We start from the raw sequence: 20,862 nt of genomic DNA on the forward strand, positions 1-20,862 counted from the left end.
CATACTCTTTCTTATTTTCGTGCGGCAAAGCGCCGCTTGTCGTAAAAATATTCACTTTTTATGCAATAACAGTGAATAACTCCATATCGTAACTTATTGATATTCTGTAACCCTAACCCGTTTATGCATTTTTATCGCTGGCTGGCACGAAGGCTGCAATCTACATTCACAGTGCAAACACTCAATTATTTAACATCTAAATAACCTTTTATTTACCGGATGAGGTCGCTATGTCTCTGTCAATTACGCGTGAAAATTTCGATGAATGGATGATGCCGGTTTACGCTCCGGCGGCTTTTATTCCGGTACGGGGGGAAGGCTCACGCCTGTGGGATCAACAGGGCAAAGAGTATATCGACTTTGCAGGCGGGATTGCGGTAAACGCTCTGGGTCACGCGCACCCGGCACTGCGTCAGGCGTTAAACGACCAGGCGGCGAAGTTCTGGCATACCGGTAACGGTTTTACCAACGAGCCCGCTCTGCGACTGGCGAAAAAACTGATCGACGCAACGTTTGCCGAAAAAGTCTTTTTCTGTAACTCAGGTGCGGAAGCAAACGAAGCTGCCCTGAAGCTGGCGCGTAAATATGCACACGATAAATTCGGCGTTCATAAGAGCGGCATTGTGGCGTTTAAAAACGCGTTCCACGGCCGCACGCTCTTTACCGTCAGCGCCGGCGGTCAGCCGTCATACTCGCAGGATTTTGCGCCACTGCCGCCGGATATTCGTCACGGCGTGTATAACGATCTGCAGTCCGCCAGTGAGCTTATCAACGACACCACCTGTGCGGTGATCGTCGAACCTATGCAGGGTGAGGGCGGGGTCCTTCCGGCGCAAAAAGCGTTCCTGCAGGGGCTGCGTGAGCTGTGCGATCGTCATCACGCGGTGCTGATTTTCGATGAAGTCCAGACGGGTGTGGGGCGTACCGGTGAGCTGTATGCCTATATGCACTACGGCGTAACGCCGGACGTGCTCTCTACGGCGAAAGCGCTGGGCGGCGGCTTCCCGATTGGCGCCATGCTGACCACTGATAAATTCGCCAGCGTAATGACCGTGGGTACGCATGGTACAACGTACGGTGGTAACCCGCTGGCTACCGCCGTGGCCGGGCAGGTTCTCGACATCATTAACACGCCGGAAGTGCTCAAGGGCGTTAAACAACGTCATGACTGGTTTGTTGAGCGCCTGAACGCCATCAACAGCAAGACGGGACTGTTTAAAGAGATCCGCGGTCTGGGTCTGTTAATTGGCTGCGAACTCACACCTGAGTTTGCCGGAAAAGCTAAACTTATTTCACAGGAAGCGGCAAAAATGGGCGTGATGGTACTGATTGCCGGTGCCAACGTGGTGCGTTTTGCCCCTGCGCTGATTGTCAGCGAGGAAGAGGTGAGAACCGGTTTAGACCGTTTTGCACTGGCCTGTGAACATGTGAAGTCCGGGGTGTCATCATGATGGTCATCCGTCCCGTTGAGCGCGGCGATATCGCCGGGCTCATGCAGCTTGCCGGTAAGACGGGAGGCGGGCTGACCTCGCTTCCTGCCGATGAAAAAACGCTGTCGGCGCGCATTGAGCGCGCCCTGCAAACCTGGCAGGGGACGTTGCCAAAAAGCGAACAGGGTTATGTGTTCGTTCTCGAAGATACCGACACCGGTACCGTGGCCGGTATTTGCGCAATCGAAGTGGCCGTCGGGCTTAACGACCCGTGGTACAACTACCGTGTCGGTACGATGGTTCACGCCTCAAAAGAGCTGAACGTCTATAACGCGCTGCCCACGCTTTTTCTCTGTAATGACCACACGGGAGCCAGCGAGCTTTGCACGCTGTTCCTCGATCCTGCGTGGCGAAAAGAGGGCAACGGTTATCTGCTCTCCAAGTCGCGCTTCATGTTTATGGCCGCGTTCCGCGATCGTTTTAACGAAAAGGTCGTCGCCGAGATGCGCGGCGTAATCGACGACACCGGCTATTCACCTTTCTGGGAGAGCCTCGGCGAGCGCTTCTTCTCGATGGAGTTCAGCCGCGCGGACTATCTGTGCGGCACCGGGCAGAAAGCGTTTATCGCCGAACTGATGCCGAAACACCCCATCTATACCCATTTCTTAAGCCCCCAGGCGCAGGCGGTGATTGGCGAAGTGCACCCGCAAACCGCGCCGGCCCGGGCGGTGCTGGAAAAAGAGGGTTTCCGCTACCGTAACTATGTGGACATCTTTGACGGCGGACCTACCCTGGAGTGCGATATCGACCGCGTGCGTGCGATCCGTAAAAGCCGGCTGGTTGAGGTTTCCGAAGGCCAGCCTGCACCGGGTGAGTGGCCGGCATGTCTGGTGGCTAACGAGCAGTACAACAATTTCCGCGCCATGCTGGTGCGAACCAACCCGAAAAGTGAACGTCTGGTGCTGACGGCCGCGCAACTGGATGCCCTGAAATGTAACGCCGGCGACACGGTTCGCCTGGTGCGTCTCTGCCCTGAGGAGAAAACAGCATGACTTTATGGATCAACGGTGACTGGGTCACGGGCGAAGGCGAGCCGCGCATAAAGACCAATCCGGTCGGACAAGAAGTGCTCTGGAAGGGAAATGATGCCAGCGCCGGGCAGGTCGAACAGGCCTGTCACGCCGCCCGTCGCGCCTTCCCGGGATGGGCGAAACAACCGTTCTCCGTGCGTCAGGGAATTGTCGAGAAATTTGCATCACTGCTGGAGGCCAATAAAGCCGAATTGACGCGCGTTATCGCTCAGGAAACCAGCAAGCCGCGCTGGGAGGCGGCCACCGAAGTGACGGCGATGATCAATAAAATCGCCATTTCGGTGAAGGCGTACCATACCCGTACCGGCGAGCAACATACCGATATGCCTGACGGTGCGGCCACGCTGCGCCACCGTCCGCACGGCGTGCTGGCGGTATTTGGCCCCTATAACTTCCCGGGGCATCTGCCGAACGGGCATATCGTGCCCGCGCTGCTGGCGGGCAATAGCGTGATTTTCAAGCCGAGTGAGTTAACGCCACTGACCGGTGAGGTGGTGGTGAAGCTCTGGGAACAGGCTGGTCTGCCGCACGGGGTGCTCAACCTGGTGCAGGGGGGACGTGAAACCGGCCAGGCGCTGAGTGCGTTGAGTGATATCGACGGCCTGCTGTTTACCGGCAGCGCCGGAACGGGCTACCAACTGCATCGCCAGCTGGCGGGGCAGCCGGAAAAAATTCTCGCGCTGGAGATGGGCGGTAACAACCCGCTGATCGTTGAAGATCCCGATGATATCGACGCGGCGGTGCATTTGACCCTCCAGTCAGCGTTTATTACCGCCGGACAGCGCTGCACCTGCGCGCGTCGTCTGCTGGTGAAACGGGGTGCCCAGGGCGATGCCTTCCTCGCGCGGCTGGTGGAAATCAGCGCGCGTCTGGTGCCTGCGCAGTGGGATGCCGACCCACAGCCGTTTATTGGGGGGCTGATTTCCGAGCAGGCCGCGCTGAACGTGCTGAAAGCCTGGCAGGATCACGTGGCGCGCGGGGCGAAAACCCTGCTTGAACCAAAGCAAATCAAGCCAGGAACATCGCTCCTGACGCCGGGCATTGTTGAGATGAGTGGCGCACGCAACGTGCCGGATGAAGAGGTCTTTGGCCCGCTGCTCTGCGTCTGGCGTTATGACGATTTTGACAGCGCCATTGAGATGGCCAATCACACCCGCTATGGACTGTCGAGCGGTCTGATTTCCCCGCATCGTGAGAAATTTGATCAGCTGCTGCTCGAAGCACGCGCCGGGATTGTGAACTGGAATAAACCGCTTACCGGTGCGGCGAGTACGGCACCGTTTGGCGGGGTAGGCGCTTCGGGTAACCACCGCGCCAGCGCGTGGTATGCCGCAGATTACTGCGCGTGGCCGATGGCGAGCCTGGAAACGCCTGCGCTGACGCTGCCGGAAACGCTGAGTCCGGGGCTGGATTTTACTCAGGGGGATCGTCATGAAAGCGCGTGAAGTTAACTTTGACGGGCTGGTGGGGCTGACGCACCACTATGCCGGCCTCTCGTTTGGTAATGAAGCCTCGACGAAGCACCGTTTTCAGGTCTCTAACCCGAAACAGGCGGCGAAGCAGGGGCTGCTGAAAATGAAAGCCCTGTCGGATGCCGGTTTCCCGCAGGCGGTGATCCCGCCGCAGGAGCGCCCGAACGTGGCGGTGTTACGTCAGCTCGGCTTTAACGGCAGCGATGAGCAGGTTATCGAAAAAGCGGGTACGCAGACGCCTCACCTGCTTTCAGCGGCGAGCTCTGCCTCGTCGATGTGGGTGGCAAACGCTGCTACCGTTGCACCGTCGGCCGATACGCTGGATGGCAAAGTGCATTTAACGGTGGCGAACCTGAATAACAAATTCCACCGTGCCACTGAAGCGGAGACGACCGAGCGCGTTCTGCGTGCGATTTTCCGTCATGAGGCTCACTTTGAGGTCCATCAGGCGTTGCCACAGGTGGCCATGTTCGGGGATGAAGGAGCGGCAAACCATAACCGTCTTGGGGGGGATTATGGCGATCCCGGCGTGCAACTGTTCATTTACGGGCGAGAAGAGGGCGGCCATTCGGCACCTGTCCGTTATCCCGCCCGCCAGACGCTGGCGGCAAGCCAGGCCGTCGCGCGGCTGAATCAGGTGAATCCCTCACAGGTGATTTTTGCTCAGCAGAACCCGCAGGTGATTGACCAGGGGGTTTTCCACAATGACGTCATTGCCGTCTCTAACCGCCAGGTGCTGTTCTGCCATGAGCAGGCGTTTGCCCATCAGGAGAAGCTGCTCGCTACGCTGCATGAGCGGGTGCCGGGATTTATGCCGATTCAGGTGCCGACCCAGGCGGTCAGCGTACAGGACGCGGTTGAAACTTACCTCTTTAATAGCCAGCTGTTGAGCCGTGAGGACGGCAGCATGATGCTGGTGCTGCCGCAAGAGTCGCAGGACCATAAAGGGGTGTGGCGTTATCTGTCTGAACTGGTGAAAGCCGATAACCCGATCGATGAACTGCGCGTCTTTGACCTGCGCGAAAGCATGGCCAACGGCGGCGGTCCGGCCTGTTTACGCCTGCGCGTAGTGCTGACGCAGAACGAAATGCAGGCTGTTAATCCGGCCGTGATGATGAATGAGACGCTGTTTAACTCCCTGAATGACTGGGTGGATCGTTACTATCGCGACAGATTAACGCAGGCCGATCTGGTCGACCCTCAGCTACTGCGTGAAGGGCGTGAGGCACTGGACGCGTTAACAACAATCCTGCAGTTGGGATCGGTTTATCCGTTCCAGCGCTAAAGGAGTGGCTATGGAAAATTTACTGGCGTTGACACTGGCCGATGAACCCCCCGAACAGCGTGAGGGGGAGGGCCCCTCATTTCACTGGCGGTGGCTGGGTCGCGGCGTCCTTGAACTGACACCGGCCGCGAAGAGTGAGTTATCGCTGCTGCTTTCAACCGGTATCCATGGCAATGAAACCGCGCCGGTTGAAATTGTCGACCTGCTGCTTCGCGCGTTGTATCGGGGAGATATCACCCTGCAGTGCCGTCTGCTGGTGGTGTTTGGCAACCCGCCTGCGCTGGCGCAAAACAAACGTTATCTTGAGAGCGACCTTAACCGCATGTTTGGCGGCCGCTGGTCACAGTTTGTGCCGGGCGATGAAACGTCGCGGGCGCAGTGGCTTGAGCACGTGGTTGCCACATTTTTCGCCGCGGCCGGTCCCGTGCGCTGGCATCTCGACCTGCATACGGCAATTCGCGCCTCTTATCATGTGCGCTTTGGTGTTCTGCCCCAGCGTAACCAGCCGTGGGATGAGGCGTTTCTGAGCTGGCTGGGCGACGCCGGGCTGGAGGCTCTGGTGTTTCATCAGTCGCCGGGGGGCACATTTACCCATTTCACCTGTGAGCATTTCGGCGCGCTGGCCTGCACGCTGGAGCTGGGAAAAGCGCTACCGTTTGGCCAGAACGATCTCACGCGCTTCGCGCCAACGCATCTTGCGCTTCGCGCGCTGCTTGGAGGATTGGCACCCGAGCCAACGCAACAGACTGTCGTGCGCTATCGGGTCGTACAGCAGATCACTCGCCGCAGCGAGGCCTTCCGGCTGCATATGGCCGCCCACACGCTGAACTTCACCCCCTTTCGCAAAGGCGTTCTGCTGGCGGAAGATGGCGACGAGCGCTACGAGGTGCAGAAAACCACTGAATATGTTCTGTTCCCTAATCCATCGGTAGCGTTTGGCCTGCGCGCCGGACTGATGCTGGAAAAAGTGTCCTGAACATCTCCCCTCTCATTGCCTGAGAGGGGAACGTCAAAATATTTTTCTTAGCGATTAAAGCGCAATGACAACTATTGCAGAATATTCCTGGTGAATTGCTTTATTATTGGTCTTCACTTCGCTATACTTTTTTAAATTGCTTTGAAAATCATCATCTTGAATATTTTCGTTGCAACTCTCCATCCTTTATCCTTAATTCCTCCACATTTGGCGATAATTTGTTTTTTACACTTTCATTGTTTTACTGTTGCTCTGATTAATTGACGATAAACCCCGTAAAGTTAATCTCGTCAACACGGCATAGCGCCGAAGAATAACTGAAAGTAAGGAAATAAATTATGCGTAAGTTTACTGCACTGTTTGTTGCTTCTACCCTGGCTCTGGGCGCTACCAGCATGGCGTTCGCTGCAGATACCGCGACCACCACCACTGCCGCGCCTGTCGAAGGCAAAATGATGATGCATCATAAAGGCAAGCCGGGTATGCACCACGAGATGATGATGTTTAAAGATCTGAACCTGACGGATGCACAGAAACAGCAGATCCGCGACATCATGAAAAGCCAGCGCGACCAGATGAAACGTCCGTCACTGGACGAACGCCGCGCGATGCATGACATCATCGCCAGCGACAGCTTCGATAAAGCAAAAGCCGAAGCGCAGATCGACAAAATGGCTGAGCAGCATAAAGCCCGCATGCTGGCGCATATGGAAACCCAGAACAAGATCTACAACATTCTGACGCCGGAACAGAAAAAACAATTTAATGCCAATTTTGAGAAGCGTCTGACAGAACGTCCAGCAATGGAAGGTAAAATGCCAGCACCAACCGAATAATCGGTTCAACATCTTAAGACCGCCGGGATCCTGTCCACAAAAGCGCTAACGCTGTGGACAGGACCGGCGGTTTTTCTTTCCTGCCCTCTTGTCTGCCGCCGCCAGAGCGGTATTCTCCTGTAGTCGCTTCAGAGAATGTTTGCAGAGTCATGGCGTTATAATTTTTATTAACGTTCCGCTAAGGCCTGCCCGCTCTGCTGCCGATACTGTGTCTGTGAAAACCCAACGATAACAAACAAGACAGCAACGATAGCGATATCCTTGCCCTGGCACAGGTTGTGCCTTTCAGGAGTGGTGATGGAGTTCTTTGATATCCGTAAGATGCCGGTCAGCCTCTGGCGCAATGGCGCAGGCGAGACGCGGGAAATTTGTTGTTTTCCGCCCGCAACGCGCGATTTTTACTGGCGTGCCAGTATCGCGACCATCGCCAGCAATGGCGAATTCTCCTCTTTTCCCGGTGTCGATCGGGTGATTACCTTGCTTGAAGGGGGTGAGGTAACGCTGGATGCCGGTCAGGCGTTCTGCCATACCCTGAAACATCATCAGCCATACCATTTTTCCGGCGATCAGCCGGTGAAAGCGCTGCTTTCCGAAGGACGGATGTCGATGGATTTCAACATCATGACCCGGCGTGACCGTTGTCAGGCGAAAGTGCGTGTCGCTGACCGCACCTTTACCACGTTCGGCTCCCGCGGGGGCGTCGCGTTCGTGTTAAGCGGGGCGTGGCAGCTTGGCGATAAGTTGCTGACGGCCGATCAGGGCGCCAGCTGGGAGGAGGGCGTCCATACTCTCCGCCTGCTGGAGGCTCAGGGCACCTTATTATTCAGCGAAATTAACTGGCTGCCGGGGCACTAAGCTCAATGACCTCATACTTGCCGGTTAACACGGGCTTGCAGAGAATTTTGTAGCCATCGTGGTCGAAACCGGCGGGTGTGCGCAGCAAGGTTGCCGCATCGTTTACATCGTCAACAGCACCCAGCCAGAGCCAGTTGTTGATGATGTGATACTGGGTCATCGCGTCACCGACTTCTTTTAGCGCAACGGCACCCTCCCACGGCCAGCAGTTAACGCTAAGCGCCGCCAGCCCTGCGAGGAGCCGGGCGTGGTGTTCCTCAATGCTTTCTTTCCCGCAGCAGGCCCCTGCGCAGCGCTTTAACGCTGAGCGGAAACAGGCACGCCCGCGGGTGGTTGCTTCGAGGCCTAGCAGGCTGTAGCACAGCTGTAATTCATCGGCCAGCGTTTGCAGAGCCTGCAGAGCCGCCCGTTTGTTAGCGAACAGCCCGTAGAGATTGGGGGCGTGAGAAAAATCGACTTCGCGTGCGTAGACAACCTGCGGCTTACCGGCGTTTATCTGCAGGGAGCAGAGCTGCCGGTTGCGGCGCAGGCGCTTATTGAACAGCGGCTGTTGCTCTTTGATCAGACGGGCTTCCAGTAAGAGCGCGCCCATCTCTCCGGCGGTACGAAACCAGGTGATGCGTCGCGACTGGCGCAGCATTGCCGCCTCGTCTGGCGTGCGCAGATGAGACATGACCCGGCTGCGAATATTTACGCTTTTGCCAATGTAGAGCGGAAGGGTGTCACTCTCACCGTGAAAGATATACACGCCCGGCTGTTTAGGCAGTTCCTCAAGCCAGGGGCGAAGATGTTCGGGATATTCGTAGATAGCCGCCGCTTCAAACTCAAGACGCGGGGCGGATTGACGCCTGCTCACATACTACTCCATATACTGTTCAGGCATACAGTGTAGCAGAGCCGGTTTGGTTAAAAAAGAGCCGGATGGCGCAACGGACGGTGCGGGCGAACACCCTCTCCCCAGAGAGAGGGTGCCAGAGTGTCACTTTTTCCAGAAATCATCGAACACGGTGATCGGTGGGCGACGCTTGTGCTCGGTTTTCAGATACCAGCTTTCAATGATCTTCGCGGTACCTTCATCCAGTTTTTTGCCTTCCAGATAATCATCAATATTGTCATAGGTGACACCCAGGGCCGCTTCATCCGGCAGGGAGGGGCGATCGTCTTCCAGATCTGCCGTTGGCGCTTTCTTGTAAAGGTGCTCCGGGCAACCCAGCGCGGCAAGCAGCTGCTTACCCTGACGTTTGTTCAGACGGAAGAGCGGGTTAATATCGGTACCGCCGTCGCCATACTTGGTGAAGAAACCCGTGATGGCTTCTGCCGCATGATCGGTACCGACCACAACGCCTTTGGTCATCCCGGCAATGCTGTATTGCGCTTTCATACGTTCACGGGCTTTTTCATTGCCGCGGACAAAATCGCTCAACTCAATGCCTGCTTCGCGAAGCGCCTGCTCGCTGGCCAGCACCGATCCTTTGATATTGACGGTGAGTACGCGATCGGGCTGGATGAAGGCGATGGCATCCTGGCAATCCTGTTCATCGGCCTGCACGCCATAGGGAAGACGCACGGCAATAAACTGCAGCGCGTCATCACCCGTCTCTTCGCGGAGCTCTGAAATTGCCATCTGGCAGAGTTTACCGGCCAGGGTAGAGTCCTGACCGCCGCTGATGCCCAGCACCAGGGATTTCAGGAACGAGTGAGTTTTTAAATAAGACTTTAAAAAATCCACGCTGCGGCGGATCTCTTCTTGTGCGTCTACCGTGGGCTTTGCGCCCAGCGCCTGAATAATCTCTTGTTGCAGAGCCATCATGCCCTCCATATGCAGAACATAAACAGATTGTGTTAACTGTTAAAACTAACCCTTTGAACGAGAAACGACAAGGATCACAGTTTCGAGTGCGCTAAATTGCGGCGATTTAGCAGGTTATCGTTGTTTTATTAGAATTTTCCGAAATTCGTCTGGCGGAATTCACAAAGTTGAACAATAGTACTTTTTATTCCATGCTTAGATAACACGCTGATAAACAAGAGGACGGAATATGAACAAGAACGTAGCAGGAATTCTTAGCGCAGCGGCGGTACTGACTATGCTGGCAGGGTGTACGGCCTACGACCGCACCAAAGATCAGTTTACACAGCCCGTAGTGAAAGATGTCAAAAAAGGCATGACCCGTTCGCAGGTGGCTGCGATTGCCGGCAAGCCTTCTTCTGAAGTGACAATGATTCATGCACGCGGTACCTGCCAGACCTATATCCTGGGTCAACGTGATGGTAAGGCAGAGACCTACTTCGTTGCGTTGGATGAGACCGGTCATGTGATCAACTCCGGTTACCAGACCTGTACTGAATACGATACCGATCCGCAGGCACCTAAGGCGCAGTAACCCTTCTTGCCTGAGTATGTTAACAAACCGGCCGTTGGGCCGGTTTTTTTATACATACGTAAATCTTATTTCTTCTCGCGAATTATTTGCCTGAAATGTGAAGGTAGTCAACACGCCAGGTCAATGAGAGACAATTTGCCCCTGTGCAGAATTATCTCCTGTCTGTACCATTGCGTATACTCACTCCAACGACAAACAACAGTAAGCAAACTACCTGTCTGCCAGGATAGCGAGTCGAGTGATAGCGCGATGGCAGGTAGTCATACGAGAGGGAAGTTACTATGGAAAAGAAACATATCTATCTGTTCTGCTCAGCAGGCATGTCAACCTCGCTTCTGGTGTCAAAGATGCGTGCTCAGGCTGAGAAGTATGAAGTCCCGGTGGTAATCGAAGCGTTTCCGGAGACGCTGGCGGGCGAAAAGGGCCAGACAGCCGACGTCGTTTTACTGGGGCCGCAAATTGCCTATATGTTACCCGAAATTCAACGTCTGTTACCCAATAAACCGGTCGAAGTGATCGATTCGGGATTGTACGGCAAGATTGATGGTTTAGGTGTATTGAAAGCTGCTGTTGCAGCCATTAAAAAAGCTGCTAATTAATTTTTATTTTTCCCGTCAAAGAGTTATTTCACACACAATACGCCGTAACCTGCGTTGCGGCATTTAAGGGTATTTTCCTATGAGTAAAGTCATCGCTTCACTTGAAAAGGTATTCCTTCCTTTTGCTGTTAAAATAGGAAAGCAGCCTCACGTTAATGCCATCAAAAACGGTTTTATTAGATTAATGCCGTTGACGCTGGCTGGGGCAATGTTCGTTTTAATTAACAACGTTTTTCTGAGCTTTGGTGAAGGTTCCTTTTTTTATTCATTAGGAATTCGATTAGACGCTTCCACAATTGAAACCCTTAATGGTTTAAAAGCCATCGGCGGCAACGTATATAACGGTACGTTAGGTATTATGTCGCTGATGGCACCTTTCTTTATTGGCATGGCACTGGCGGAAGAGCGGAAAGTGGATCCGCTGGCCGCAGGTTTATTATCCATTGCCGCCTTTATGACCGTGACGCCATACAGCGTCGGTGAGGCCTATGCCGTAGGGGCCAACTGGCTGGGGGGCGCTAATATCATCTCCGGTATCGTTATCGGTCTGGTGGTTGCGGAGATGTTCACCTTTATTATTCGTCGCAACTGGGTTATCCGTTTACCGGATAGCGTGCCGGCGTCCGTTTCTCGTTCATTTTCCGCGTTGATTCCAGGCTTCATTATTCTCTCCATCATGGGGATTATCGCCTGGGCGCTCTCTCATTGGGGCACTAACTTCCACCAGATCATTATGGACTCTATCTCAACGCCGCTGGCGTCAATGGGTAGCGTGGTCGGTTGGGCGTATGTGATTTTCACCTCCCTGCTGTGGTTCTTTGGCGTGCATGGTTCACTGGCACTGGCGGCGCTGGACAGCGGTATCATGACCCCATGGGCACTGGAAAACGTTGCACTTTACCAGCAGTACGGCTCTGTTGACGCGGCGCTGGCAGCCGGTAAAACCTTCCATGTGTGGGCGAAGCCGATGCTCGACTCTTATATCTTCCTGGGGGGTACCGGGGCGACGCTGGGTCTGATCATCGCGGTCTTTATTGTTTCTCGTCGCGCTGACCATCGTCAGGTTGCGAAGCTGGCACTGCCGTCAGGCATCTTCCAGATTAACGAGCCGATTCTGTTTGGTCTGCCAATCATCATGAACCCGGTGATGTTCATTCCGTTCATTCTGGTTCAGCCGCTGCTGGCGGCCATTACCCTGACGGCCTATTACCTGGGCATTATCCCGCCCGTCACCAACATTGCGCCGTGGACCATGCCGGCGGGTCTGGGGGCGTTCTTCAACACCAACGGTAGCGTGGCTGCCTTCCTGCTGGCGATATTCAACCTCGGGATTGCAACACTGCTCTATATGCCATTCGTGGCGATAGCAAACAAAGCTGCAACCGTTATCGATGAAGAAGAGAGCGAAGAGGATATCGCCCTCGCACTGAAATTCTAAAATTGCACGGCGCGGGGCAACCCGCGCCAGCCAAAAGGAGCTTAAAAATGTTAGATTTGGACAGTATTGTCGCAGAAGAAACCGCAGAGAACGATCTGGAAGAGGTGGTGATGGGGCTTATCATCAATTCCGGGCAGGCGCGTAGCCTGGCGTATGCCGCGCTCAAGCAGGCCAAGCAGGGTGATTTCGCAGCCGCGAAAACCATGATGGAACAGTCCCGTACGGCGCTGAACGAAGCGCACCTGGTGCAGACAAAGCTTATCGAAAGCGACCAGGGTGAAGGCAAGATGAAGGTCAGTCTGGTGCTGGTGCATGCGCAGGATCATCTGATGACGTCGATGCTGGCACGTGAACTGGTGGCCGAGTTAATTGAGCTTCACGAGAAGATGCAGTAAGGCAGATTTTGCAGCAGGAGGTCAGCGCGATGGAAATAAAAACCGCACTTGAACAGCAACTGTTTAATGGCAAAAATTTTCACGTGATTATTTACAACAAGACGGAGAGCGCGAGCGGTCTGCATCAGCATGACTACTATGAGTTCACGATTGTTCTGACCGGTCGCTACTACCAGGAAATCAACGGCAAGCGCGTCCTGCTTGAGCGGGGAGATTTCGTCTTCCTGCCGATGGGGTCCCATCACCAGAGCTTTTATGAATTTGGTGCAACCCGCATTCTTAACGTAGGTGTCAGCAGACGCTTCTTTGAGAAACACTATCTGCCGCTGGTGCCGTTCTGCTTTGTGGCCTCGCAGGTCTATCGCATCAAAAACGAGTTCATGACCTGGATTGAAACGGTTATCGCCTCGCTTAACTTTCGCGAGAATGAATTTGATGAGTTTATTGAAACGGTGACGTTTTATGTGATGAACCGTCTGCGCCACCATCGTGAAGAGCAGCAGGTGAGCGATGATATTCCGCAGTGGCTGCGCAGTACGGTTGAACTGATGCACGATAAAGGGCAGTTCAGCGAAAATGCGCTGGAAAATATGGTCGCTTTGTCCGGTAAATCACAGGAATATCTGACCCGAGCAACTCAGCGTTATTATCGTAAAACCCCGATGCAAATTATTAATGAAATCCGCATTAATTTTGCTAAAAAACAGCTGGAAATAACCAACTACTCGGTTACCGATATTGCTTATGAGTCAGGCTACAGTAGCCCCAGCTTGTTTATTAAGACCTTTAAGAAATTGACTTCGTTCACACCGAACAGTTACCGGAAGAACCTGACGGTAATTAATTAAATTTCGGCGGATTTACCCGCCACAAATATTGCCTTGATTGCTTGCCCACAGAGCGGGAAGAGTACGCTACACCTTGCAGGCGATTAACCTGATATGCTAAGGGAGATATTATGCAGAAGAAATTAAAAGTCGTAACCATTGGCGGCGGCAGCAGTTATACCCCGGAATTACTCGAAGGTTTCCTGAAACGTTATCATGAATTACCGGTCAGCGAATTATGGCTGGTGGACGTTGAGGAAGGTCAGGAGAAACTGAATATCATTTTTGAGCTCTGCAAGCGGATGGTCGCGAAAGCCGGTGTGCCATTGACCGTGCATAAAACCCTCGACCGTCGCCTGGCGCTGCAGGATGCCGACTTCGTGACGACTCAGCTGCGCGTCGGCCAGCTCAAAGCGCGTGAAATGGATGAACGTATTCCACTGAGCCACGGCTATCTGGGACAGGAGACCAACGGCGCGGGCGGCCTGTTCAAGGGGCTGCGTACCATTCCGGTCATTTTTGACATCATCAACGATGTGGAAGCGATCTGCCCCAACGCGTGGGTGATTAACTTCACCAACCCGGCCGGGATGGTGACCGAGGCGGTCTATCGCCACACCGGTTTCAAACGCTTTATCGGCGTCTGTAATATTCCGATTGGCATGAAGATGTTCATCAGCGATGTGCTGGAGTTGACCGATACCGACGATCTTTCTATCGATCTCTTTGGCCTGAACCACATGGTGTTTATCAAAGATGTCATCGTGAATGGTCAGTCTCGCTTTAGCGAACTGCTTGACGGCGTAGCCTCCGGACGCCTGACCGCTGCGTCAGTGAAAAACATCTTTGACCTGCCGTTCAGCGAAGGGCTGATCCGCTCGCTTAACCTGCTGCCTTGCTCATACCTGCTTTACTACTTCAAACAGAAAGAGATGCTGGCCATCGAGATGGGTGAGTACTATAAGGGTGGCGCACGCGCTCAGGTGGTGCAGAAAGTTGAAAAGCAGCTGTTTGATTTGTATAAAGATCCGAACCTGAACGTGAAACCGAAAGAGCTTGAGCTGCGCGGCGGAGCGTATTATTCCGATGCGGCGTGCGAAGTGATCAACGCCATTTACAACGACAAGCAGGCCGAGCACTACGTCAATGTGCCGCATCACGGCCATATCGACAACATCCCGGCTGACTGGGCCGTTGAGATGACCTGCATTCTGGGACGTGATGGCGCCAGGCCGCATCCACGGATTACCCACTTTGACGACAAAGTGATGGGGTTGATCCACACCATCAAAGGGTTTGAAGTGGCAGCCAGCAACGCGGCGCTGAGCGGTGAACTCAATGACGTTCTTCTGGCACTCAATCTCAGCCCGCTGGTCCATTCCGATCGCGATGCCGAGCAACTGGCCAGCGAAATGATTCTGGCGCATGAAAAATGGTTGCCTAATTTTGCCGCCACGATTGAGAAGCTGAAATTCAAACAGCACTGAGAGGATGTGTGATGGAAAACCTGCTGATCGTCAATGCTGATGATTTTGGTCTCTCAAAAGGTCAAAACTACGGCATTATTGAAGCCTGCCGCCGGGGTGTGGTGACCTCAACAACGGCACTGGTTAATGGTGACGCGGTTGAACACGCGGCGCAGCTCAGCCGCGAGGTGCCAGCGCTGGGCGTCGGCATGCACTTTGTATTGACGCTCGGGATGCCCCTTTCACCGATGCCGGGACTGACGCGGGACGGACAGCTGGGCAAATGGATTTGGGAGCAGGCAGAGCAGGGCACGCTGCCGCTCGAGGAGATTACCCGCGAGCTGGATTGTCAGTTCAACCGTTTCGTCGATCTCTTTGGCCGTGAACCCACGCATATTGACAGCCATCATCACGTGCATATGATCCCGGCACTTTTCCCGTCAGTGGCGGAATTTGCACAGCGCAAAGGCGTGGCAATGCGCGTGGATCGTGAGGTGCAGGCGCTGCACGGGCTGTCATTGTCTTCTGTGCCCACAACGGACGGGTTCAGTAGCGCGTTCTACGGCGACGAGATTAGCGAAGCGCTGTTTCTGCAGGTGCTGGATGAGTCCGCCGCGCGCGGGGAACGGTCGCTGGAAGTGATGGCACACCCTGCGTTTGTCGATAACATTGTGCGTAAAAGTGCCTACTGCTGGCCGCGACTGGCGGAACTGGATGTGCTGACGTCGGCATCGCTGAAATACGCCATTGCCGAGCGTGGGTACCGTCTGGGCACCTTTGAGGATGTATGAAAATAGCCCGGAGGCGCGGTGCCTGCCGGGCTGAGTAAACGATGTCAATCAACGCCGGGTCGGGCAAAGCCAGACCCGGCTTTTCTTTTATGCCGGTATACGATCAATCTTACTGCTGCGTGACCACACACGGTGCGCTGCGAGCAGATCGAACAGCTTCGTCATAAACGCATCATCGACGTTATCGCCTTCGACAATGCCATCTTCACCTTGCTCAGCCACCTTCAGGTGCGCTTTAAACTGTCGCGCATCGCCGGACAGGGCGATCGGCTTCAGGTGTTTATAGGCTTCCAGCAGATAATAAATCGCATCGCCATTGTTCAGCAGACTGTCGATGTCGCCGCACGGCACAATCACCGCATCAACGGTGAGCGATGGTGCTCCGGCAAAGGTGGCCGCAACCGGCAGCACTGAACCGTCGTCGGCGGTCACTTCCCCCATACGGGAATAGAGCAGTTTGGCGTGAACGCCGTTGGTTTTCAGCGCCTGCATAATCCCCAGCACGTCGCTGGCACGGGTTTTGTCATTCAGCAGAATGGCCACTACCCGGCCTTTTATCGAGCCACCCGGCACCGCATACAGACTCAGGGACGGATCTTTCTTCAGTCCGTTAACGTCTTTCGGTGGGGCCGCGTTGCGTTGCTCGTCCGTCAGCGTAATGCCAAGGTTATCCGCCACGCTCTGGGCAAGCTGAATATCGATATGGGCGAGCTGATCGACCACGCGCTCGCGGATGTAAGTCCGCACCACTTTGCTCAGTTCAAAGCTAAAGCCGCCGATAATGTGCTGTTGCTCGATCGGCGTCTGGCTGTTCCAGAACAGGCGAGGTTGGGCATAATACTCGCCGAATGACGGGCTGCGCTCGCGGATTTTATTGCCATCGATGCGCTCCTGGTACGACTCAAAACCACCGCGTTTCGGTCCCGGCGGCGTTTCGCGCGGCCAGTTATCGTTGATGGAGTTCGGCTCATAGTTAGCCGGATTGGTATCGATATCCTGGCGATGCATCCCGTCGCGCTGGAAATTGTGGTACGGGCAGGTTGGACGGTTAATCGGAATTTCGTGGAAGTTTGGCCCGCCAAGGCGACTGATCTGCGTATCGGTATAGGAGAACAATCGCCCCTGCAGGAGGGGATCGTTCGTGAAATCCAGCCCCGGAACGATATGCCCCGGGTGGAACGCGACCTGCTCATTTTCGGCAAAGAAATTGTCCGGGTTACGGTTGAGCACCATTTTACCCACCAGCTGAACCGGCACCAGCTCCTCTGGGATCAGCTTAGTCGGGTCGAGAAGGTCGAAATCGAAGTTAAACTCATCCTCTTCCGGGATCAGCTGTAACCCCAGTTCATATTCCGGGAAGTCACCGGCTTCAATCGACTCCCACAGCTCACGACGGTGGAAGTCCGGATCGCGCCCGGTCAGCTTCTGGGCTTCATCCCACACCAGCGAGGCTTTGCCCGCCACAGGCTTCCAGTGGAAGCGTACGAATGTGGCTTTCCCGTCCGCGTTGATCATCCTGAAGGTATGAATACCAAACCCTTCCATCGTGCGGTAGCTACGCGGAATGCCCCGGTCTGACATCGCCCACATCACGTTGTGTAACGTTTCTGGCTGCAGTGAGACATAATCCCAGAAGGTGTCATGCGCACTTTGTCCCTGCGGTATGGCCCAGTGGGGCTCCGGTTTTACCGCATGGACAAAGTCAGGAAATTTATGCGCATCCTGAATGAAGAACACCGGGGTGTTATTGCCGACGAGATCGAAAATACCCTCTTCTGTATAAAATTTGGTGGCGAAGCCGCGGATATCACGCACGGTATCTGCCGAACCCGCGCCGCCCTGTACGGTTGAAAAGCGGACAAAGACCGGTGTGATTTTGTCCGGATCGGAAAGGAAATCCGCTTTGGTTATCTCTTTGAGGCTTTTGTAGGGCTGGAAGTAGCCGTGTGCCGCGGAGCCACGCGCGTGAACGATACGCTCAGGTATACGTTCATGGTCAAAATGGGTGATTTTTTCCCGCAGAATAAAGTCTTCCAGCAGGGTTGGTCCGCGCGTTCCCGCACGCAGCGAGTTTTGATCGTCAGCAATGCGCACGCCCTGGTTGGTGGTAAGTGCAAAACCTTCGCCGCCTTTACGGTGGGACTCAAGGGATTTCAGCTTCTCGTTTCCGGTATCCGGGGATTTCATACTTCCCGGCGCGGTAGGCTGTTCGCCAGGTGCGGAAGGGCCGGGGGACGGGCGGTGAGAGCCGTCCGCTGGGGCCAGAGAGTCCATGCCTGGTTGAGATTCTTCAGTGCCATGAATGGGTGATTGATGTGTTTTATCTTTGTTCGACATTGCACGCTTCTCCTTTATCCATTGCTAAAAACCTTGTTAACTATAGAACAATGTGGCGAAAGGGCGGGCGAACTAAGAGTTTTCAGATGACCTGGTTAAGGAATGCGCTATCAGAGCGATGCAGGGCGCGACGCGTGGGGGGAGGATCGGCTATCATAGAATTTTCCTGCTTCCAGAATGTGCTTTAGTGAACCCGTCGCTTATGAAACCTTTTCGTCAACAAAACCGCCCTGTCATTAGCTACGTGCCCCGCGTCGAACCCGCGCCGCCCGAACATGCCCTGAAGGTGGATGGTTTTCGTGATGTCTGGCAACTGCGCGGTAAATACGTAGCGTTTGTTCTGATGGGAGAACACTTCCGCCGTTCGCCCGCGTTTTCGGGGCCGGAGTCGGCCCAGCGATGGGCGAACCAGGTCCGCCAGGATGAAGAGATTGAAGAATAACAGCCAAAAAAAAACCGCCATCAGGCGGTTTTTTTTATTCATCCGTGATTAACGGTGCGCCAGTTCAGCGTCGTCTTCACTTTCCAGAATGGTTTTATCGGTCTGCTTCAGCCACTGGCTGGTCAACGTACCGGCGGTCATGGAACCGCTCACATTCAGCGCAGTACGACCCATGTCGATCAGCGGCTCAACGGAGATCAGCAGGGCAACCAGCGTCACCGGCAGACCCAGGGCCGGCAGGACAATCAGCGCGGCGAAGGTTGCGCCACCGCCAACACCCGCAACGCCTGCGGAGCTGATGGTAACAATCCCGACCAGCGTGGCAATCCAGACGGGATCCAGTGGGTTAATACCCACGGTCGGAGCAACCATTACCGCCAGCATTGCAGGGTAGAGACCTGCACAACCGTTCTGACCAATGGTGGCACCAAAGGAGGCAGAGAAGCTGGCAATAGATTCCGGTACGCCCAGACGACGGGTCTGCGCTTCAACGTTCAGCGGAATAGACGCGGCGCTGGAACGGCTGGTGAACGCAAAGGTCAGTACCGGCCACACTTTACGGAAGTATTTCAGCGGGCTAACGCCATTGACGCCCAGCAGGATACCGTGCACCACGAACATAATGCCCAGGCCCAGATAAGAGGCGACGACGAAGCTACCCAGCTTAATGATGTCCTGCAGGTTAGAGCCGGCAACCACTTTGGTCATCAGCGCCAGAACACCGTAAGGGGTCAACTGCATCACCAGACGGACCAGCTTCATTACCCAGCTTTGCAGGGTATCGATAGCCACCAGCACGCGCTCGCCTTTCGGCGCGTCGTCTTTCAGCAGCTTCAGCGCCGCCACACCGAGGAAGGCCGCAAAGATCACCACGCTGATAATGGAGGTTGGGCTGGCACCGGTCAGGTCAGCAAACGGGTTCTTCGGCACGAAAGAGAGCACCATCTGTGGCACCGTCAGGTCAGCGACTTTACCCACGTAGTTGGTCTGAATCGCGGTAAGACGCGCCGTTTCAGCCGTACCCTGGACCAGACCTTCAGCGGTCAGCCCGAACAGGTTGGTGACCAGCACACCGACCAGAGCTGCAATCAGCGTGGTAAATAGCAGCGTACCGATGGTCAGGAAGCTGATTTTACCCAACTGGGTGGCGTTATGCAGACGGGCAACGGCGCTCAGAATAGAGGCAAACACCAGCGGCATAACGATCATCTGCAGCAGCTGGACATAGCCGTTACCGACGATGTTGAACCACTGAATAGAATCTTTCAGAACTGGATTATCGGAGCCGTAAATAGCCTGCAACGCCAGACCAAACACGACACCCATGGCCAGACCAACCAGCACTTTCTTCGCGAGGCTCCACTGTTTGTGGCGCGCTTGCGCGAGAAGCAATAGCAATACAACGAACACTACAATGTTCGCGATGAGTGGAAAATTCATCCCCGTTCTCCTGATTTATTATACGGTCGGTTTTTACCGATCCTGTTGGCGCAAGGTTATCAGAAGTGTGATGTGGCGCTTATATCCAAATGGAATGGGTTATGACAAATGGAAATAATTTGTGTGCTTAATGTTCAATCTGGTGATTAATGAAACGATTGAACTGAAATTGCAGCGAATTGATCATCTGGGATGACCAGCGCACTGCACTGTTTTCGGGCAAGGTTTGCGGCATCCAGACGGCGTAGGCAAAGAGCGCCATACACAACACACGCTCAAGCTGATTACCTTTCTGCGGCGCAAGAATGGGCAAACGGAAACGCCAGCGGCATGGCCAGAGCAGCGGCACGCCCGCAGGCGTCAGCATATCGGCAAGGATATGGCTTAAATAACCCAGCACCATTCCCTGGATAGCATCGGCGGGCACTATCCAGCTCTCAGGGACTTTTAAATAGAACAGGGTGAGCAGGCCGAATACGGCCAGCAGGCTGTGGGTAAACCCACGGTGACCAAACGCGCGGGCGATGGGTTTTGATATCCACTTTAGCCGCTGTCCCAGGAATGACTTTGGATGGTCGATATCGGGCAGCAGACAGGTCAACACGGCGGACGGGACAATATGCCACCAGTCCCCCTGTGCGAGCACAGGGGTAAGTTCAGCGTTTTTGGCAAAAACTGCGCACGCAATGGAAAAAAGCAGATGGCCTTCCGCCGTCATGATAAAACCCACAAAACTGTCAATTCATACAGTATAGGGTTTTTATACAGTAGACGAAAGAGGTGACGGTGTAACTGTAT

20 protein-coding genes are annotated in these 20,862 nt (G+C 54.6%); 15 read left to right on the plus strand and 5 right to left on the minus strand.

What is annotated here, in order from left to right; all coding sequences use genetic code 11:
• Nucleotides 1-230: 230 nt before the first annotated feature.
• The 7 genes from astC to ves all read left to right on the plus strand — a co-directional run bounded on the left by astC (nucleotide 231) and on the right by ves (nucleotide 7,945).
• Complete coding sequence (astC, locus tag HV242_RS08920; protein WP_014169663.1) at nucleotides 231-1,451, plus strand: succinylornithine/acetylornithine transaminase; 1,221 nt, start codon at nucleotides 231-233, stop codon at nucleotides 1,449-1,451.
• Nucleotides 1,448-2,482 (plus strand): arginine N-succinyltransferase, encoded by a 1,035-nt coding sequence (gene astA / locus HV242_RS08925; protein WP_014169664.1) that lies wholly within the window; start codon nucleotides 1,448-1,450, stop codon nucleotides 2,480-2,482. The genes astC and astA overlap by 4 nt, the downstream gene beginning before the upstream one ends.
• Nucleotides 2,479-3,966: a succinylglutamate-semialdehyde dehydrogenase gene (gene astD, locus HV242_RS08930; RefSeq protein WP_020884423.1), complete on the plus strand. Its 1,488-nt coding sequence runs from the start codon at nucleotides 2,479-2,481 to the stop codon at nucleotides 3,964-3,966. Before astA ends, astD begins: the two co-directional genes overlap by 4 nt.
• A complete protein-coding gene (astB, locus tag HV242_RS08935) occupies nucleotides 3,953-5,278 on the plus strand; it encodes an N-succinylarginine dihydrolase (protein ID WP_050736656.1) in 1,326 nt (441 codons plus the stop codon). Before astD ends, astB begins: the two co-directional genes overlap by 14 nt.
• A gap of 10 nt (nucleotides 5,279-5,288) precedes the next feature.
• The gene (astE, locus tag HV242_RS08940) at nucleotides 5,289-6,254 is read left to right on the plus strand and encodes a succinylglutamate desuccinylase (RefSeq protein WP_050736657.1); all 966 of its coding nucleotides are present in this window, start codon (nucleotides 5,289-5,291) and stop codon (nucleotides 6,252-6,254) included.
• A gap of 338 nt (nucleotides 6,255-6,592) precedes the next feature.
• The gene (gene spy / locus HV242_RS08945) at nucleotides 6,593-7,090 is read left to right on the plus strand and encodes an ATP-independent periplasmic protein-refolding chaperone Spy (protein WP_050736658.1); all 498 of its coding nucleotides are present in this window, start codon (nucleotides 6,593-6,595) and stop codon (nucleotides 7,088-7,090) included.
• 297 nt (nucleotides 7,091-7,387) lie between these two features.
• On the plus strand, nucleotides 7,388-7,945 hold the full coding sequence (ves, locus tag HV242_RS08950) for an environmental stress-induced protein Ves (protein WP_020884419.1): 558 nt from the start codon (nucleotides 7,388-7,390) through the stop codon (nucleotides 7,943-7,945).
• Here ves and cho read toward each other — a convergent pair.
• A complete protein-coding gene (gene cho, locus HV242_RS08955) occupies nucleotides 7,923-8,801 on the minus strand; it encodes an excinuclease Cho (protein ID WP_014169671.1) in 879 nt (292 codons plus the stop codon). The genes ves and cho overlap by 23 nt on opposite strands.
• 123 nt (nucleotides 8,802-8,924) lie before the next feature.
• Nucleotides 8,925-9,752 (minus strand): ammonia-dependent NAD(+) synthetase, encoded by an 828-nt coding sequence (gene nadE, locus HV242_RS08960; RefSeq protein WP_025204407.1) that lies wholly within the window; start codon nucleotides 9,750-9,752, stop codon nucleotides 8,925-8,927.
• A 232-nt stretch (nucleotides 9,753-9,984) separates the two neighbouring features.
• On the opposite strand from nadE, the gene osmE reads away from it, so the two are divergent.
• The 7 genes from osmE (at nucleotide 9,985) to chbG (ending at nucleotide 15,845) form a co-directional block, all read left to right on the plus strand.
• On the plus strand, nucleotides 9,985-10,329 hold the full coding sequence (gene osmE / locus HV242_RS08965; protein ID WP_014169673.1) for an osmotically-inducible lipoprotein OsmE: 345 nt from the start codon (nucleotides 9,985-9,987) through the stop codon (nucleotides 10,327-10,329).
• A gap of 281 nt (nucleotides 10,330-10,610) precedes the next feature.
• Nucleotides 10,611-10,928, plus strand: coding sequence for a PTS N,N'-diacetylchitobiose transporter subunit IIB (chbB, locus tag HV242_RS08970; RefSeq protein WP_008500676.1), 318 nt, complete (start codon nucleotides 10,611-10,613; stop codon nucleotides 10,926-10,928).
• A gap of 79 nt (nucleotides 10,929-11,007) precedes the next feature.
• Nucleotides 11,008-12,366 carry a PTS N,N'-diacetylchitobiose transporter subunit IIC gene (gene chbC, locus HV242_RS08975; protein WP_063858560.1) on the plus strand — a complete coding sequence of 453 codons (1,359 nt, stop codon included), beginning with the start codon at nucleotides 11,008-11,010 and terminating at the stop codon, nucleotides 12,364-12,366.
• A gap of 47 nt (nucleotides 12,367-12,413) precedes the next feature.
• A complete protein-coding gene (gene chbA / locus HV242_RS08980) occupies nucleotides 12,414-12,761 on the plus strand; it encodes a PTS N,N'-diacetylchitobiose transporter subunit IIA (RefSeq protein ID WP_020884417.1) in 348 nt (115 codons plus the stop codon).
• 8 nt (nucleotides 12,762-12,769) lie between these two features.
• Nucleotides 12,770-13,609, plus strand: a complete 840-nt coding sequence (chbR, locus tag HV242_RS08985; RefSeq protein WP_072126375.1) for a transcriptional regulator ChbR — start codon at nucleotides 12,770-12,772, stop codon at nucleotides 13,607-13,609.
• Nucleotides 13,610-13,719: 110 nt separating this feature from the next.
• Nucleotides 13,720-15,075: a 6-phospho-beta-glucosidase gene (locus HV242_RS08990; protein WP_025204406.1), complete on the plus strand. Its 1,356-nt coding sequence runs from the start codon at nucleotides 13,720-13,722 to the stop codon at nucleotides 15,073-15,075.
• Between the two features lie 11 nt (nucleotides 15,076-15,086).
• Complete coding sequence (chbG, locus tag HV242_RS08995) at nucleotides 15,087-15,845, plus strand: chitin disaccharide deacetylase (RefSeq protein WP_032677967.1); 759 nt, start codon at nucleotides 15,087-15,089, stop codon at nucleotides 15,843-15,845.
• 87 nt (nucleotides 15,846-15,932) lie between these two features.
• Here the strand turns inward: chbG and katE are convergent, their stop codons facing one another.
• On the minus strand, nucleotides 15,933-18,182 hold the full coding sequence (katE, locus tag HV242_RS09000; RefSeq protein ID WP_063858561.1) for a catalase HPII: 2,250 nt from the start codon (nucleotides 18,180-18,182) through the stop codon (nucleotides 15,933-15,935).
• A gap of 202 nt (nucleotides 18,183-18,384) precedes the next feature.
• On the opposite strand from katE, the gene cedA reads away from it, so the two are divergent.
• Nucleotides 18,385-18,624 (plus strand): cell division activator CedA, encoded by a 240-nt coding sequence (gene cedA, locus HV242_RS09005; RefSeq protein WP_025204404.1) that lies wholly within the window; start codon nucleotides 18,385-18,387, stop codon nucleotides 18,622-18,624.
• Between the two features lie 48 nt (nucleotides 18,625-18,672).
• On the opposite strand, the gene HV242_RS09010 is transcribed toward cedA, so the two are convergent.
• Both HV242_RS09010 and HV242_RS09015 read right to left on the minus strand, forming a co-directional pair.
• Nucleotides 18,673-20,064: an L-cystine transporter gene (locus tag HV242_RS09010; RefSeq protein WP_014169681.1), complete on the minus strand. Its 1,392-nt coding sequence runs from the start codon at nucleotides 20,062-20,064 to the stop codon at nucleotides 18,673-18,675.
• A 127-nt stretch (nucleotides 20,065-20,191) separates the two neighbouring features.
• A complete protein-coding gene (locus HV242_RS09015; protein ID WP_020884412.1) occupies nucleotides 20,192-20,782 on the minus strand; it encodes a metal-dependent hydrolase in 591 nt (196 codons plus the stop codon).
• Nucleotides 20,783-20,862: the final 80 nt, after the last annotated feature.

The sequence above is a fragment of the Enterobacter sp. RHBSTW-00593 genome (genome assembly GCF_013784105.1).
Taxonomy (GTDB): domain Bacteria; phylum Pseudomonadota; class Gammaproteobacteria; order Enterobacterales; family Enterobacteriaceae; genus Enterobacter; species Enterobacter ludwigii.